Origin of the sequence: Microbulbifer pacificus (assembly GCF_002959965.1) — a bacterium.
Taxonomy (GTDB): domain Bacteria; phylum Pseudomonadota; class Gammaproteobacteria; order Pseudomonadales; family Cellvibrionaceae; genus Microbulbifer; species Microbulbifer pacificus_A.
Window position 1 is genome coordinate 862,453 of record NZ_PREV01000027.1, and the last position, 16,076, is coordinate 878,528.

Genomic DNA, 16,076 nt, shown 5'->3' on the forward strand with positions numbered 1-16,076 from the left:
GAAGGATCAGCTCGCGATTGAGAGTGCTTCCTGTGGTTCGTCGGTGACGGAAGCGCGGATCAGGTGATCAAACGCCCCCAGTGCGGCGGTGGCGCCAGCACCCATGGAGATTACAATCTGCTTATAGGGCACAGTGGTCGCATCCCCCGCGGCAAATACGCCGGGAATGGACGTGGCGCCGCGGTGGTCGATCACGATTTCACCCATGCGGTTCATTTCCAGTCCGCTGTCTTTCAGGAACTCGGTGTTCGGCACCAGGCCAATCTGTACAAAGATTCCCGCCAGTTCCAGTGTCCGGCTTTCCCCGCTCTTGCGGTCGGTGTACTGCAGGCCATTCACCTTGCTGCCATCGCCGAGCACTTCGGTGGTCTGGGCATTGGTGATGATGTCCACGTTCGGCATGGAGCGCGCCTTGCGCACCAGCACCTCGTCCGCTCGCAGGGTATCGGCGAATTCCAGCACGGTAACGTGCTTGACGATGCCCGCGAGATCGATGGCTGCTTCGATACCGGAATTACCGCCGCCGATGACCGCCACGTGCTTGCCCTTGAAGAAGGGACCGTCACAGTGCGGGCAGTAGGCCACGCCCTTGGTACGGTATTCGGCTTCCCCGGGTACGCCCAGTTCGCGCCAGCGGGCACCGGTGGCAAGCACTACCGATTTGCTCGCCAGGGTGGCGCCGCTCTCCATTTTCAGTTCGATCAGCTTGTCGCGCCTGAGCTCGGCGGCCCGTTGCCCGGTGATGATGTCCACACCGTACTCTTTCACGTGTTGTTCAAGGCTCGCTGCCAGTTTCGGGCCCTCGGTGTAGGGTACCGAGATAAAGTTTTCGATACCCACGGTATCCATCACCTGGCCGCCGAAACGCTCGGCCACAAGTCCTGTGCGGATGCCTTTGCGGGCCGCGTAAATCGCTGCAGCGGCACCGGCCGGGCCACCGCCCAGAACCAGTACATCGTAGGGTTCGCGCTCGTTCAGCTCTTCCGCCTTGCGCGCTTCGGCACCGGTATCCATTTTGGCCACGATTTCTTCCAGGCCCATGCGGCCCTGACCGAAGTGTTCACCGTTCAGGTAGACTGCGGGTACCGCCATGATCTGGCGCTCGTCCACTTCTTCCTGGAACAGGGCACCGTCGATCATCTCGTGGGTGATGTTCGGGTTCAGTTTCGCCATCAGGTTCAGTGCCTGGACCACGTCCGGGCAGTTCTGGCAGGACAGCGAGATGTAGGTTTCAAAGTGGAATTCACCCTGGAGTTTGCGGATCTGTTCCTGCAATTGCGGATCGGCCTTGGATGGATGGCCGCCGGCCTGCAGCAGGGCGAGCACCAGGGAGGTGAATTCGTGTCCCATGGGGATGCCCGCGAAGCTGACGCGCGGTGTTTCTCCGGCTGCCGCGATGGCCATGCTGGGGGTGCGCTTGCGGTTCTCCTGTTTCAATTCAATCTTGCTGGAGAGTCCGGCGATTTCGCTGGCGAGGTTGTTCAGTTCAACAGCCTTGGGGCTGCTGTCGGCGGACACACTGATCTCGATCGGAGTGACGATATTCTGCAGATAGGTGTCCAATTGTTTCTTTACGTTTGCGTCCAACATCGGTGTGTCCTGAAATTCGGGTATTTATCAGAAGTTGCTGTGAAGGCGTCGATGCCGGGTGCTCTCTTGTGAGACCTTCCGCGAGAGGGACCTCGCGGAAGAGCCCCCAGGGATGGGTTCACGGCGTGTCTCACAAGAGAGCACCCGGTAGCGGCGGCGCCACTGAACTCTATTCAGAGCTCAGATTTGTTGCGGGCCGGAGCCCGCAGCTACTCGTTAGATCTTGCCTACGAGGTCCAGAGAAGGAGCGAGGGTTTCTTCACCTTCTTTCCACTTGGCCGGGCAAACTTCCCCCGGGTGGGCGGCAACGTACTGGGCGGCTTTGATCTTGCGCAGCAGGTCCTGGGCGTCGCGGCCGATACCGCCGGCGTTGATCTCAACAATCTGGATCTTGCCTTCCGGGTCGATGACGAAGGTGCCGCGATCAGCGATGCCTTCTTCCTCGATCATCACTCCGAAGTTGCGGGTGATGGTGCCGGTGGGGTCGCCGATCATCGGGAATTGGATCTTGCCGATGGTGTCGGAGGTGTCGTGCCACGCCTTGTGGGTGAAGTGGGTATCGGTGGATACGGAGTAGATTTCTACCCCCAGCTTCCGGAACTCCTCGTAGTTGTCCGCCAGGTCACCCAGCTCGGTCGGGCACACGAAGGTGAAGTCCGCGGGGTAGAAGAACACTACGGACCACTTGCCTTTCAGGTCCGCGTCGGTCACGTCGAAGAAATCGCCAGACTGGTAAGCCTTGGCTTTGAACGGTTTGACTTCACTGTTGATGTAATTAGCCATGGTATTTCCTTATCTCCTGAGAGAAGTGTTGCCCCGTGGTTTGGGGCGTGGGTTACTAGGTACGGGATAAATACTATTAGCGATTGATAGTCGATAAAAATTTTTGATTTTTATGGGTTTGATAGCCTGGGTTGATGGGGGCATGTAGTTCGATAGTTTTTCGATCGTTGGTGGGGTGGGCGCTATCCCTCAGACTTGGCGATGCCTTCGAAGCACCGAGGTATAAGGACCTGCAGGTCGAATTTCAGGGGAGAAGGAACCGTGGAAGACGTAGATGAGGAAATCGGCTTGACTTCGGGAACCGGGGCCTCGACGAAATCAATAATGATCGCCGCACTCGCTGTTCAGGCGGTGGTTCTGCTCATCGCATGGGCCGGTCTGTACTTTGCTGGTATCGAGGTGTTGTGGGGTATCCATAGGGTACCTGTTTCCGGCGCATTGGGGTTGGTGGGTGCGCTGCTGAGTTATTGGATTGGCCGCGCCATCACCTGCTCCCATTCCGTCGCCGGTGTCACGCTGCGTGGACATTGTGAAAAATTACATCGGGTATTTCGTCACCTGACCTGGTGGCAGATCGGCGCCCTGGCGCTGGCCGCAGGAATCTGTGAAGAGCTTTTGTTCCGCGGCTTTTTGCAACCATGGGTTACTTCGGTCAGCACACCCATTCTGGGGCTGCTGGTGGCATCTGTTGTCTTTGGTTTACTGCACTACGCCTCATTTATCTATTTTGCGATTACTGCCGTAATGGGGGTGATTCTTGGCGCGGTGTATTGGTGGAGTGAAAGCCTGATCGCCGTTGTTGTCTGGCACGGTGTGTATGATTTCATGGCGCTCGCGGTTCTCGCGAAGTATCCGCACCTGCTCGGGTTGCAGCGGGAAGTACCGGTATAGCGATATCCGCCTTCGCCGGTCTGGTGTACTCAGAGCCAGAGCTGCAGGGTGAGTATCCAGATGGACCCTGTAACCGCCAACGCCAGTAGCGCCACCACACCATCATGGGCAACAAGCGCGAGTCCGAATGCAATGAGTGCGGCACCGGCGATGGTGGCGGAGAAGGGAAGTATTTCCATCGCGGGAAGTGCCAGTGCAATTGCTGTACACGCCAGCGCAATCAGGTAAGTTCCGCCTCGGTGCGTCAGCCAGGGCAGGCGGGGTTGCAGCCATTGGTCAACGATCGCCGCCGGTCGCCGCAGCCACACCAGTGCCAGGTTAAACCGCTCTGCGCTTGTGGATTTTTGCAGAAGCCACTGTGGCAGCCAGAGATGCCGGCGAAACAACAGCATCTGTACAGACGCGAGCAGAATCAATACTCCCATCAGCGTCGGCATCCCGGGGATACCTGATAACGGTGAAAACAGTATCAGTCCGGCAACGAGTATCACTGGGGCAAATGAACGTTGCCCCAACGCTTCAAGTACCTGCAATAGGGTGATGCGCCTGCACTCATGGGTAAGTTGCTGCAGCTGCTGCAGTAACTGGCTCAGATTGCTAAATTCTTCCGGCATTATGTGGCGCTTCGGCTATTCGGGTTCTGTTCCCGAGCGTGGCGCTCGTGCCACTCCAGTACAAATACGGTCAGTGCGGGCAACATGGTCAGGGTAACGATCGTTGCACCGATGATCCCGGCCATCACAATCACTCCCACTCCCCGGTAGAGCTCGGTACCGGCACCGGGCAGGAATACCAGTGGTGCCAGACCGCAGATGGTGGTAATGGTGGAGATGGCGATGGGGCGGAGGCGGGAGTCGACGGCTTCCTGTACCGCCTCCACCGCACGCATCCCTTCATCCTTCACATTGGAAATGGCTCTGTGCACGATGAGAATCGGGTTGTTGACCACGGTGCCCATCAGGATCAGGAAGCCCAGCATCGAGATCATGTCGAAGGGCTGATGGATACCTTCAAATCCGAGGTTGCGCAGTATCGCCCCAACAACGTTGAGGAGTGCCAGCCCGGCGATACCCCCGGCGATGCCCAATGGGATGGTTGTCATGATCAGCAATGGATAACCCCAGTGGGAAAAGATCCCGACCATCAGCAGATAAATAATGGCGAGTGCCACCAGGTAATTGCTGCCGAGTGATGCGCGGGTGGCATCCAGCTGATCTGCGGCGCCTGAAATATTCATGGATACTCCGAGAGGTACCTGTCCGCCGTCCCGCATGTATTGCACGAGCTCTGTGCGCACTTTTTCGACGCCGGTTTCCAGTGCCACCGAACGCGGGGGAATGATATTCAGCGTGACGGTACGACGGCCGTCGATGCGGCGCACGGTGGCGGTATCCACGGTTTCTTCGATGCGCGCCAGTTCAGATAGCGGCAGTACGGCGCCACTGGGGGTGTAGACAAAAATCTGTTCCAGGGTCTCGATGGTGGCTTGCGGGCCCTGCTGGTTGTACAGATAGATGTCAATTTTGTCGTCATCCATAAAGAATTCATTGACGAAGGCGCCGTCTGTCAGGGCGGCAACCGCAAATCCTATGTCCTCCGCGCTCATGCCCACTTCCGCGGCGCGCTCCCATTTCGGCTTTACTTCCAGTAGCGGTTGCGCCAGAGAAAGGCTGGCCGGCTGGGTCTGAATATTCGGTTTGTCGAAGATTTCTTGCGCGCGACGGTAAGCGGTGCGGGCGACCTGATAGAGGTCGGCGAGATTGCTCCCGGAAATGTCGAGATTCACACTGCGGGTACCACCGTCATTGCTGCTGATAATAGAGCCTCGGGTCGCGAAAGCGCGCATCCCCGGGTAGCGCTCGTACTTCTCCACAATAATCGCCATCAACTCGTCGATATGTCGAGGGTCTTTGGTTTCGGCAATGATGCGCAGGCTTTGAGGAGACACACTGATAATGAAGAATTTCATTGCCGGTACTTCCGCCTCACCGCTGTCGAAGGCTTCCGGTTCATGATCCACATAGGGTAGGAAATACTCCTGCAATTCGAGACCGATTTCCGTCATGGTGGCGAGATTGTAGCCTGGGGGGGCATTCATACTGGCAAAGGTTTTCGCCTCCTCCCCCTCCGGCAGATATTCCGCTGGTGGTGTCAGTAGCAGGGCTATGGCCAGGTTGAATACAACCGTGCTCGCGATACAACAGGTGCGGCGCAGGGGAGAGGCCAACAGCCACTGAATCCTGTGGATTATGACGTGACGCAGTCTGCTGTGCCTGATGTCGTCTGCGTTGGTACCGTCAAATTTGAGGCGCGCGCTGGCGGTAGGGATTACCGTGATCGCCACCAGCATGGAAACCAGAATTGAGGCGGAAATAGCGATGGCGATATCGGAGTACAGTTGCCCGGCCTCCTCGGCGATAAATACGACCGGCAGAAATACCATCACTGTTGTAAGCGTCGACGCCAGTACCGCTGGCCAGACTTTTCTTACCCCGCTGATGGCGGCGTTGAGACGATCAAGGCCGCGGCGGCGTTCCAGCTCGATGCTTTCCAGCACCACGATGCTGTTGTCCAGTGTCATGCCTATGGAAAAGGCCACCCCGGCCAGGGAAATAACATTGATGGTCCGTCCGGCGATCAACAGACCGATAAACGCGGCAATCGTACAGATAGGAATCCCCGATACCCCCAGCGCCGTCGCGCGGAATGAACGCAGAAACCAGTACATGATGGCGGTGGCAAGGAGTGCTCCTAGGGCGAGGTTTTTCCATACATTGAATACCGAAGACTCCACATAGCCCACGTCGTCCGCGGTGAGCGAGAGTTTCATTCCCTGGGGCTCCAGCAATTCCCGATTGATCCGCTCAACTTCCTTCACCATCGCACGCTTGATGTCGATGACGTTGGAGCCGCTCTCGCGCCGGATGGAAAGACTGATTACCGGCAGTCCGTTAACAAAGGCACTGCTGCGGATTTTGAAATGATCCAGCGTGATCTCGGCCACATCACCGAGGCGTACAATGCCGTCACCGTCGCGGCGAAGTATCAGTGCGCGCAGCTCTTCCAGATCCTTGAAGCGTCCGAGCGTGCGCAAAAGATAGCGACGCTTTCCACTTTCCACCTCACCGCCGGAAATGTCCCGGTTGCGGGCGCTGATCACCGCGCGCACTTCTGCCAGGGTCAGATTGCGTTCCACGAGCCGCTCCGGCTTCAGTCGAATCTGGATCTGGCGTTCTGCGCCGCCACCCACGTCCACCTGGGCCACGCCGGGCACACCGGACATCCGCGGGCGCACATTGTCTTCCACATAGTCCCGCAGCATGTCCATATCCAGGCCGCGAGGATTACCCGGAAGTGGCGATACCCGATAGTACATGAAGGCATTGGAAGAAAAGGAGGTGGCGTACACCCGTGGTTCATCCACATTTTCGGGATAGGAGGGCACCTGGGTGAGGGCATTATTGACCCGGATCTGGGTTTCGAGAATGTCCACACCGAATGGAAATTCCAACTCGATGTCCGCGGAGCCGAGATCGGCAGTGGACTGCAGCTCCTGTAAATATGGAATGTTTCTTAAATATTCTTCTTGCTCGATCAGGATTTCCTTTTCGATATCCTGCGGGGTGGCACCGGGCCAGCTGGTGCGAATGGAGATGGTGCGCACTTCGAGGTCGGGAATCATCTGTACCGGGATACGGAGCGCGGCTACCACGCCGAGGATGGCAATGATCAGTACTGCGACGGTAACCAGAATGCCGTTCCTGACGATTTGCTCGAACATCAGCGGCTATCCATGTTGGGTATCGACGCGCGCTTGAGAATCACCTTCTGACCCGGTTGCAGGCTCTCATTGCCACGCACGATGACACGTTGACCGGCCTCTACGCCCGACTGGATTTCGATCATGCCGTTGAAACTGAGCCCGGTGGTTACCTGCTGTTCCCTCACTTCTACTAACTCATCCCAGTCGACGCCGGGCGCGGCAACCCACACGGTAATACGTCCATCGGGGTAGCGCAGCACGGCGTCGCGGGGTACGGCGATACCCTGCCTGTCGCTTTTGATCTGAAGTACCGCGGAGGCCGACATACCCGGAATCAACGCCGTGGCAGGTTGCGCCGTGGTGTCGATGACGGTTCGTAACAGGAAGGTGCGACTGCTGCTGCGGCTCACCGGGACCCGATGCTCCACACGGGTACTGAGTAGCTGACCGCTGTCCAGACTCACACGGATGGTGGTGTCGGCGTGAATACGGGGAAAGTACTGTTGCGGTACCTGGAAATCCACGCGCAGAGAATCGGTGTCTACCAGTTCAAACAGCGCTGTGCCGGGTTCCACCCACTCACCCACATCCACCTCGCGCAAACTGATGGTGCCGGAAAAAGGAGCGTGAATCCGGTGTCGTCGAAGCAGGGCGGTCTGGCGTTCGGTTTCCACCTGCGCGGCCTCCAGCTGTGCGCTCCGCTCGCGGACTTCGGAACCGAGACTTTCCACTTCGGTTTCCGCGACATGTTTGTCGCCCAGCAACCGCTGCAGTTCCGCCAGCCGCCGACGGCTGTCCGCGAGTGTTTCCCGCACGCGCGCGACTTCGGCCAGTGCCGCGTCGCGGCTGATGCTGCTGAGTTCCGGGTCGAGTGAAAGTAGCAGCGCTCCCTTCCGTACCCGTTTGCCGATGTCCGTATGAATTTCCCGTATCAGTCCGGAGACTTCGGCGGAGAGTAATGCCTGGCGTAACGGATTGATGGTGCCGGTGACGGGTATTTCTTCAATCAGAGGCCGCCGCTGTGCGACCGCGGCTTCGACCGCCACGGGTGCTGCTGCGGTCGATTGGTCTGCCGCATAGAGGGGGAGCGCACTGACGGTGGCCAGCAGGGCTGGTATAAGCAGTTTGGTAAACCACATGGGGCGAGATCGTAAAAAGTATGTCGCTAGTGTAGTAATCGTGCTTACCCCGTGGGGCATGAGGGGGGGACGAGTGTGGACTCGGCGGGTTTGAATAAGGAAAAACAATAAGGCTGATTTACCTGCTTTATGGCGTGAGTGACAAATTTCCGATTTTCCAGTTTCTTTGCATGAGTTGGCGCCAGATGTTTTTTATTGTGCGAACAGTGGTCATGCCTGCGCCTATATTCAAATCCAGCTACTCCCATAACTAACCAGCGGTTTCTCCCAGGAGGCACGGCCATGATCAAAAAAATGATTCCACTATGCACCGCCGTCGCGATGACGTTGGCGACGCTCTCCGCCAGCACAATGACCCAGGCGCAACAAAAGCCAATGCCGGGTGAACCGAAGCCCAACAGTTTCTGGTGGCCGGACAAACTGGATCTTTCCGTATTGCGCAGCAACGGCGCGTCATCCAATCCACAGGGCGAGGACTTCGATTACGCCGCGGCATTCAACAGCCTCGATTACGACGCATTGAAAAAGGATATTGAAAAGGTTCTCACCACTTCCCAGGACTGGTGGCCCGCGGACTACGGCCACTACGGCCCGCTGATGATTCGTATGGCATGGCACGCGTCGGGCACCTACCGGGTCGTGGATGGCCGCGGCGGTGCCGGTGGAGGTCAGCAGCGTTTTGAACCGCTCAACAGCTGGCCGGACAACGTCAGCCTCGACAAGGCGCGGCGCCTTCTGTTGCCCATCAAGCAGAAGTACGGCAACAAAATTTCCTGGGCGGACCTGATGGCATTGACCGGCAATGTGGCCATGGAGTCCATGGGGTTCAAGACGTTTGGTTTCGCTGGCGGTCGCCGGGATGACTGGGAAGCGGACCTGGTGTATTGGGGCCCGGAAACCAAATGGCTCGAGGACAAACGCTACAAGGGCGACCGCGAGCTTGAGAAGCCTCTGGCCGCAGTGCAGATGGGACTGATCTACGTCAACCCGGAGGGACCCAACGGCAATCCGGATCCCATAGCTGCCGCCAAGGACATTCGCGACACCTTCGGGCGTATGGCAATGAATGACGAAGAAACCGTCGCACTGATTGTCGGGGGGCATACCTTTGGCAAGGCACATGGCGCGGTGAAGCACGACTGTGTGGGTAAGGAGCCCGCGGCTGCCGGGTTGGAGGAACAGGGCTTCGGCTGGAAGAACAAATGCGGTTCAGGCAACGGCGCCGACACTTTTACCAGCGGCCTTGAGGGTGCCTGGTCCGTCAGCCCGATTCAGTGGAGTCACCAGTACCTTGAGAACCTGTTCAAGTTCAACTGGGTGAAGACCAAAAGTCCGGCGGGCGCTACTCAGTGGATACCGGAAAACAATCAGGGGGCAAATCTGGTGCCGGATGCCCATGATGCGTCCAAACGCCATGCTCCCATCATGTTCACCACGGATCTGTCACTGAAAATGGATCCGGAGTACAAGAAAATTTCCCAGCGCTTTCTTGAAAATCCGAAGGAGCTTGAGGACGCATTTGCCAGGGCCTGGTTCAAGCTGATTCACCGGGATATGGGGCCGAAATCCCGCTACCTGGGACCTGAAATACCGGATGAAGACCTGATCTGGCAGGATCCGATTCCTGCGGTGGATTACACCCTGATCAGTGAGAGCGACGCGGCAAACCTGAAGCAGAAAATTCTCGCTTCCGGTCTCACCGTCCCGGAACTGGTACGTACGGCCTGGGCCGCGGCGTCGTCTTACCGCGATTCCGATGGCCGGGGCGGCGCCAATGGCGGCCGCATTCGGCTTGCGCCCCAGAAAGACTGGCCGGTAAATTCGCCGGCGGAACTTTCCAAGGTATTGGCCAAACTGGAATCCATTCAAAAGGATTTCAATAGCTCCGTGGGGGGAGGAAAGAAAATATCCTTCGCCGATATCGTGGTGCTTGGGGGCAATGCCGGGGTGGAAGAGGCGGCCAAAAAAGCGGGCTACAGCGTAAAAGTGCCCTTCAAGCCAGGTCGCAATGATGCCACCGCAGAGCAGACCGATGTGGAATCCTTCAGCTGGCTGGAACCCAGGGCCGACGCCTTCCGCAACTACTACGGAAAAGGCAATGTGCTGTCACCGGCGGAAGCCATGGTCGACAAAGCCAGCATGCTGAACCTGAGCGTGCCGGAAATGGCGGTATTGATCGGCGGTATGCGCACGATGAACGCGAACAGTGACAAGTCCGCCAATGGTGTTTTCACCAGTAAGCCGGGCACACTCAGCAACGATTTCTTCGTCAATCTGGTAGACATGTCCACCGAGTGGAGCAAATCCGGAGAGGGTCTATACCAGGGCAAAGACCGCACCTCTGGAAAGGTAAAATGGACGGCAACGCCGGTGGACCTGATTTTCGGTTCTAATTCCGAACTGCGTGCGATTGCCGAGTTCTATTCCGCGGATGATGCCAAACAGAAATTCGTCGATGACTTCGCCGAGGCGTGGAACAAGGTGATGAATCTTGATCGGTGATGGGAATAGGTGACGGGAATAGGTGACGGGAATGGATGGCGGTGATCCGCGCCTCAGTCCGTGTGTTCTGTGTTTCGATCTCACCGCCTGCGCAGGTTGCCGCTCCCGGAAACTCGCTCGTCAAAACAGCCCCATCTGGGGCTGTTTTTCTTTGAGTTGTATCACCGGAATACTCGGCAAGCGTGTATTCAGCAATTCACTCCACAGGGAAACCAGGCTCAGAGCATCGCCTTTGTCTGGCATATGCATGAATACGTAAGGGCGTCTTCCCTCTTCAATCCAGCACGCAACGCGCTCAACCCACGGTGCCAGGTACATCCGGTTGCTTTCCAGGTCTGGGTGACCGACGTAGCGGATCACCGGAGACGCATCGACCGGAAGCAGGTGTATCGGTAGATTGGGTTTCTTGCGCTGGGCGTCGCGGATGGCCTCGCTGTCCGCGCGTGCGGCGAACAGGCCGCGGCTGTCGAGGCACACACGCGACGTATTGCGCTCCCGCAGTCCCCGATTGAGCGCCCGCTCCACGTCACCCTTCTGGAAAAACGCGGTGTGGCGGACTTCCACCGCGCAGGATATTGGTGCCGGGAGGTTGTCCAGAAAACACCAGAGATTGTTCAGTTGCTGAGGCCCGAAGGCCGCGGGCAGCTGCAAAAGAAACGGGCCGAGCACATCGTGCAGCGGTGCTGTGATATCGAGAAACCCACGCACTTCCTTCTGCGGCGCCGCCAACAGGTGGTCGTGACTGATACTCCGAGGAAATTTCAGCAGAAAGCGAAAGTCGTCCCCGACCTGGCGCCGCCACTGGGCACATTGTGCCTGTGTCGGGGTTGCGTAAAACGTGGTATTTCCCTCGACACAATTGAGTACCTGACTGTAGCGTTCCAACGGTGCGGCGCCGGTTGGAAGGCGAGTCTGCCACGCCGGGTGTTGCCATTGGGGACAGCCGAGGAAATAGGGAAGATTCATCGTTTTTCAGTGGAAAATGTTATCGGGCAAGTTCATGGTAAAAGCACCTCAAGTCAAGTCTGCACTTTTTGATTTAAATCATTAGAATGCGCGGCCTTTTGGCCATTCAGATAATCGTGAACTGGCAAATCACTTTTCATCTCAATGATGTTGACTGAGGTTCCATGATCGTATTTACCCTTACAAATGAAGAGACTGACGATGTGTGGGTGGGCACCGCCCGCGAAGGCGTGACCCCCGAAGCCCGCTTCAAACAATTGCAGGACGCGCTTCCCCTCGGCATCGATCATCCATTTTACAGGGAGCTGAAAGTCTTTGGTCGGCAATCATACTCCGTCGAGCTGTTTGCGGTGGCCGAGGATCGTGTGGAATTGCAACAGCTGGTTGAGGAGGCGCTGGATACCTACAACGGAAAAAGCCTGGTGGGTATCACAACCGTATTACCGGGCGCGACCAAAGCGGCGTTGTCGAAGCCCAAACCGAAACCGCGTCCGGGCGTAGGTGCCGCGGTTTTGGTTGCGAGCACCGCGCCTGCGTCAAGCAGAAAGCGCACCACCAAGCCGGTCAAGGAAAAGCTGGCGACAGGACGCACCGGCAGTGCCGCTCGTGAACGCGCCATCAAAGCCGGGATTGAAGCGGAAAAAGCAGCCATGGCAGCGGCGAAAGCAAAGCGGGCCCAGGAAGAAGCGGATGAAATGAAGCGTATTCTCGCTTCGCTGGATGCTCGGGGTTCAACCCTTTCAAAGCGTTGAAGTGAGTAGCCCGACGCAATCTGGTGGCGACAACTGATCGGTATTTTCAAGGTCCCATTGCCACAAAATAAAAAGCCCCGCTCGTGAGAGCGGGGCTTTTTTTATCGAGTTCCAATCAGTTACTTAAACAGCAACATCCTGAATCTCGGTAGCGGCGATGCGCTTGCCTTCTTCGGCAGACTTCTGGAACTCCTCAATCTGGTCGAAGTTCATGTAGCGGTAGATTTCCGCAGACATGGAGTTCAGGTTCTGCGCGTACTGCTGGTACTCCTCAGGAGTCGGCAGTTTGCCCAGGATTGCGCCCACAGATGCCAGCTCGGCAGAAGTCAGGTACACGTTGGCACCATCGCCCAGGCGGTTGGGGAAGTTGCGGGTGGAGGTGGACAGCACGGTGCTGTTCGCGGCCACGCGCGCCTGGTTGCCCATGCACAGGGAACATCCGGGCATTTCGGTGCGGGCACCGGCTGCGCCGTAGATGTTGTAGTAGCCTTCTTCCATCAGCTGGTGCTCGTCCATTTTGGTGGGCGGAGCGATCCACATGCGGGTGGAGATGCCACCTTTGTGCTGCTGCAGCAGTTTACCGGCAGCACGGAAGTGGCCGATGTTGGTCATGCAGGACCCGATGAACACTTCGTCCACTTTGTCGCCAGCAACGGAGGAGAGCAGGCGGGCGTCGTCCGGGTCGTTCGGGGCGCACACGATCGGCTCTTTCACGTCGGCCAGGTCGATTTCGATTACAGCGGCGTATTCCGCGTCGGCGTCAGCGCTCATCAGCTGCGGGTTGGCCAGCCACTCTTCCATGGCGCGCGCGCGGCGCTCCAGAGTGCGCTTGGAGCCGTAACCTTCCGCAATCATCCAGCGCAGCAGGGTGATATTGGAACGCAGATACTCGGCGATGGCTTCTTCCGGCAGCTTGATGGTACAGCCGGCTGCGGAACGCTCGGCGGAGGCGTCGGACAGTTCGAATGCCTGCTCCACGGTCAGGTGATCCAGACCTTCGATCTCGAGGATGCGGCCGGAGAAGATGTTCTTCTTGCCTTTTTTCTCGACGGTCAGCAGGCCTTCCTGAATCGCGTAGTAGGGGATGGCATGCACGAGATCGCGCAGGGTGATACCCGGTTGCAGTTCGCCCTTGAAGCGCACCAGTACGGATTCCGGCATATCCAGCGGCATAACGCCGGTGGCTGCGGCAAACGCGACCAGACCGGAACCGGCGGGGAAGGAGATGCCCATCGGGAAGCGGGTGTGGGAGTCACCACCGGTACCTACGGTGTCCGGCAGCAGCATGCGGTTCAGCCAGCTGTGGATGATGCCGTCACCCGGGCGCAGGGAAACGCCGCCGCGGTTCATGATGAAGTCCGGCAGGGTGTGCTGGGTGTCGATATCCACGGGCTTCGGGTAGGCCGCGGTGTGGCAGAAGGACTGCATGGTGAGGTCCGCGGAGAAGCCCAGGCACGCCAGATCTTTCAGCTCGTCGCGGGTCATCGGGCCGGTGGTGTCCTGGGAGCCAACGGTGGTCATTTTCGGCTCGCAGTATGTGCCGGGACGGATACCCTCCACGCCACAGGCCTTGCCCACCATTTTCTGGGCCAGGGTGTAGCCCTTGCCGGTGTCGGCGGGCTGCTCGGGCTTGCGGAACAGGTCAGACGCGCCGAGGCCGAGAGATTCACGGGCCTTGGTGGTCAGGCCGCGGCCGATGATCAGGTTGATACGACCGCCGGCCTGAACTTCGTCCAGCAGCACGTCGGATTTCAGTGCGAACTCGGACAGGACTTTGCCGTCTTCAGACAGAATCTTGCCGTCGTAGGGGCGGATTTCGATCACGTCGCCCATGTTCAGCTCGTCAACCGGTGCTTCGAACACCAGTGCGCCGGCATCTTCCATGGTGTTGTAGAAGATCGGCGCAACTTTGCCGCCGATGCAGATGCCGCCGCCTTTCTTGTTCGGTACGCCCGGCAGGTCGTCGCCGAAGAACCAGAGTACGGAGTTGGTGGCGGACTTACGGGAAGAACCGGTACCCACCACGTCGCCCACGAAGGCGACCGGGAGCCCTTTGGCCTGTACTTCTTCAATTTGTTTCAGCGGGCCGGTGACGCCGTGTTCTTCCGGAGTCAGGCCGTCGCGGGTCATTTTGTACATGGCACGCGCATGCAGGGGGATGTCCGGACGGGACCAGGCATCGGGCGCCGGAGACAGATCGTCGGTGTTGGTTTCGCCGGTGACCTTGAATACGGCAACCTTGATGCTTTCCGGCACCTTGGCGCGCTTGGTGAACCACTCGCCGTCAGCCCAGGACTGGATCACCGCTTTGGCGACTTCGTTGCCGGCTTTGGCTTTTTCTTCCACGTCGTGGAAGGCGTCGAACATCAGCAGGGTGTCTTTCAGCTGTTCACCGGCCAGTGCGGCCAGGTTGTTGTCGTCCAGCAGCTCTACCAGGGTGGAGATGTTGTATCCGCCGAGCATCATGCCCAGCAGTTTGGTGGCGTGTTCGCCGTCGATCAGCGGAGAGGTCGCCTCACCCTTGACGATGGCGGTGAGGAAGCCGGCTTTTACGTAGGCCGCTTCGTCTACGCCTGGGGGAACGCGGTTGGTGATCAGGTCCAGCAGCTCCTGCTCTTCACCGGCGGGTGGGTTTTTCAGCAATTCAACCAGACCGGCCACCTGTTCGGCGCTCAGGGGCTTGGGCGGGATACCTTGTTCGGCGCGCTCGGCGACGTGTTTGCGATAGGCTTCAAGCACGGATAATTCCCTCTCTGTATGTGGGGTAGAACCAACAGCTTTCCAGGAATCCGGATGTGACTTCTGCGCCAGCCGAACTCCGATAATCAACAATGGCCGCTGGAGGCGGGTGGCGAATTCTACATTAAAGGCTAGACCCTGTTAAGTTCGTTGAAAAATCAATAACTTACGCAAATTTCGACCATTCACTTCGTGAATAAAGGTCGTTTAATTGCCATTCCGGAAGTGAGAATTAATCGCATTTTTGCGGGGCTCGGCCGTGTGAGGGCCATTGATATATCCATGTGGTGAATGGACCAAACCGCTCAGCAAAAATGCTATTCTCTGCCGCTCGCTTTCACACGGCTAATCCGTTCCTGCAGGACCACGAGGTATCCACGCTCCATGGCGATTTACAAAAAAGTGCGTACACCCTGCATCGGTGTCTGTTCCACAGGAATCGGAGACAACGTGTGTCGCGGCTGTAAGCGCTTTGCCCATGAGGTGATCAATTGGAACGCGTATTCCGAAGAGCAGCGCCAAATCATAGCGGAACGCCGTGACGGATATCTTGCAAATGCCGTGCGCAGTCAGCTGGAAATTGTGGACCAGAATCTGTTGCTGACACAGATGCGTCACCAACAAATTCGTTTCAATGAGGACCAGAGTCCGTATTGCTGGGTTTTTGAATTACTGCGCGCGGGCGCCAGTCAGATTCAAGACCCCGCTGAGTATGGATTGCGACCGACACCGGCGGCCCGCGGAGTTTCGTTGGTGGAATTGCGCAAGCGCATTGATGAAGATTTTTATGCGTTATCTGTAGCCTATTTCCAGCGTTTTGTGGCGCCTGGGCTCTGTAGCGCCTGAGGCGCGTGCTTCCGTATTAGGATTTGTTTTTACTCACGGGGAGGAGGGAATGAATACCCCTCTGCCGAGACGCGCTGTGAATACACTCCTGTGCGCTCGTCACCG

At 57.8% G+C, this 16,076-nt stretch carries 11 protein-coding genes; 4 read left to right on the plus strand and 7 right to left on the minus strand.

Annotated features, from left to right (window positions below):
* Positions 1-6: 6 nt before the first annotated feature.
* Together ahpF and ahpC are read right to left on the minus strand one after the other, a co-directional pair.
* Positions 7-1,590, minus strand: coding sequence for an alkyl hydroperoxide reductase subunit F (gene ahpF, locus C3938_RS14410; RefSeq protein ID WP_105103940.1), 1,584 nt, complete (start codon positions 1,588-1,590; stop codon positions 7-9).
* A 216-nt stretch (positions 1,591-1,806) separates the two neighbouring features.
* Complete coding sequence (ahpC, locus tag C3938_RS14415; protein WP_105103941.1) at positions 1,807-2,373, minus strand: alkyl hydroperoxide reductase subunit C; 567 nt, start codon at positions 2,371-2,373, stop codon at positions 1,807-1,809.
* A gap of 324 nt (positions 2,374-2,697) precedes the next feature.
* On the opposite strand from ahpC, the gene C3938_RS14420 reads away from it, so the two are divergent.
* Complete coding sequence (locus C3938_RS14420) at positions 2,698-3,264, plus strand: CPBP family intramembrane glutamic endopeptidase (RefSeq protein WP_158681711.1); 567 nt, start codon at positions 2,698-2,700, stop codon at positions 3,262-3,264.
* Between the two features lie 29 nt (positions 3,265-3,293).
* Here C3938_RS14420 and C3938_RS14425 read toward each other — a convergent pair whose 3' ends face one another.
* The 3 genes from C3938_RS14425 to C3938_RS14435 are packed head-to-tail and all read right to left on the minus strand — an operon-like array spanning position 3,294 to position 8,166.
* The gene (locus C3938_RS14425) at positions 3,294-3,878 is read right to left on the minus strand and encodes an exopolysaccharide biosynthesis protein (RefSeq protein WP_105103943.1); all 585 of its coding nucleotides are present in this window, start codon (positions 3,876-3,878) and stop codon (positions 3,294-3,296) included.
* A complete protein-coding gene (locus C3938_RS14430; RefSeq protein ID WP_105103944.1) occupies positions 3,878-7,045 on the minus strand; it encodes an efflux RND transporter permease subunit in 3,168 nt (1,055 codons plus the stop codon). Before C3938_RS14430 ends, C3938_RS14425 begins: the two co-directional genes overlap by 1 nt.
* Positions 7,045-8,166, minus strand: a complete 1,122-nt coding sequence (locus C3938_RS14435; protein WP_158681712.1) for an efflux RND transporter periplasmic adaptor subunit — start codon at positions 8,164-8,166, stop codon at positions 7,045-7,047. The genes C3938_RS14430 and C3938_RS14435 overlap by 1 nt, the downstream gene beginning before the upstream one ends.
* A gap of 375 nt (positions 8,167-8,541) precedes the next feature.
* Here C3938_RS14435 and katG point away from each other — a divergent pair, with 375 nt between their 5' ends.
* Positions 8,542-10,668 (plus strand): catalase/peroxidase HPI, encoded by a 2,127-nt coding sequence (gene katG / locus C3938_RS14440; RefSeq protein WP_418903585.1) that lies wholly within the window; start codon positions 8,542-8,544, stop codon positions 10,666-10,668.
* A 120-nt stretch (positions 10,669-10,788) separates the two neighbouring features.
* On the opposite strand, the gene C3938_RS14445 is transcribed toward katG, so the two are convergent.
* Complete coding sequence (locus C3938_RS14445) at positions 10,789-11,634, minus strand: DUF72 domain-containing protein (protein ID WP_105103947.1); 846 nt, start codon at positions 11,632-11,634, stop codon at positions 10,789-10,791.
* 209 nt (positions 11,635-11,843) lie between these two features.
* Between C3938_RS14445 and C3938_RS14450 the strand changes: the two genes are divergently transcribed.
* Positions 11,844-12,386 carry a hypothetical protein gene (locus C3938_RS14450; protein ID WP_158681713.1) on the plus strand — a complete coding sequence of 181 codons (543 nt, stop codon included), beginning with the start codon at positions 11,844-11,846 and terminating at the stop codon, positions 12,384-12,386.
* A 123-nt stretch (positions 12,387-12,509) separates the two neighbouring features.
* Here the strand turns inward: C3938_RS14450 and acnB are convergent, their stop codons facing one another.
* Entirely contained in the window at positions 12,510-15,125 is a 2,616-nt protein-coding gene (gene acnB, locus C3938_RS14455) for a bifunctional aconitate hydratase 2/2-methylisocitrate dehydratase (RefSeq protein WP_105103949.1), read from the minus strand.
* A 384-nt stretch (positions 15,126-15,509) separates the two neighbouring features.
* Between acnB and C3938_RS14460 the strand changes: the two genes are divergently transcribed.
* Positions 15,510-15,971, plus strand: a complete 462-nt coding sequence (locus tag C3938_RS14460; protein WP_105103950.1) for a DUF1289 domain-containing protein — start codon at positions 15,510-15,512, stop codon at positions 15,969-15,971.
* Positions 15,972-16,076 lie beyond the last annotated feature (105 nt).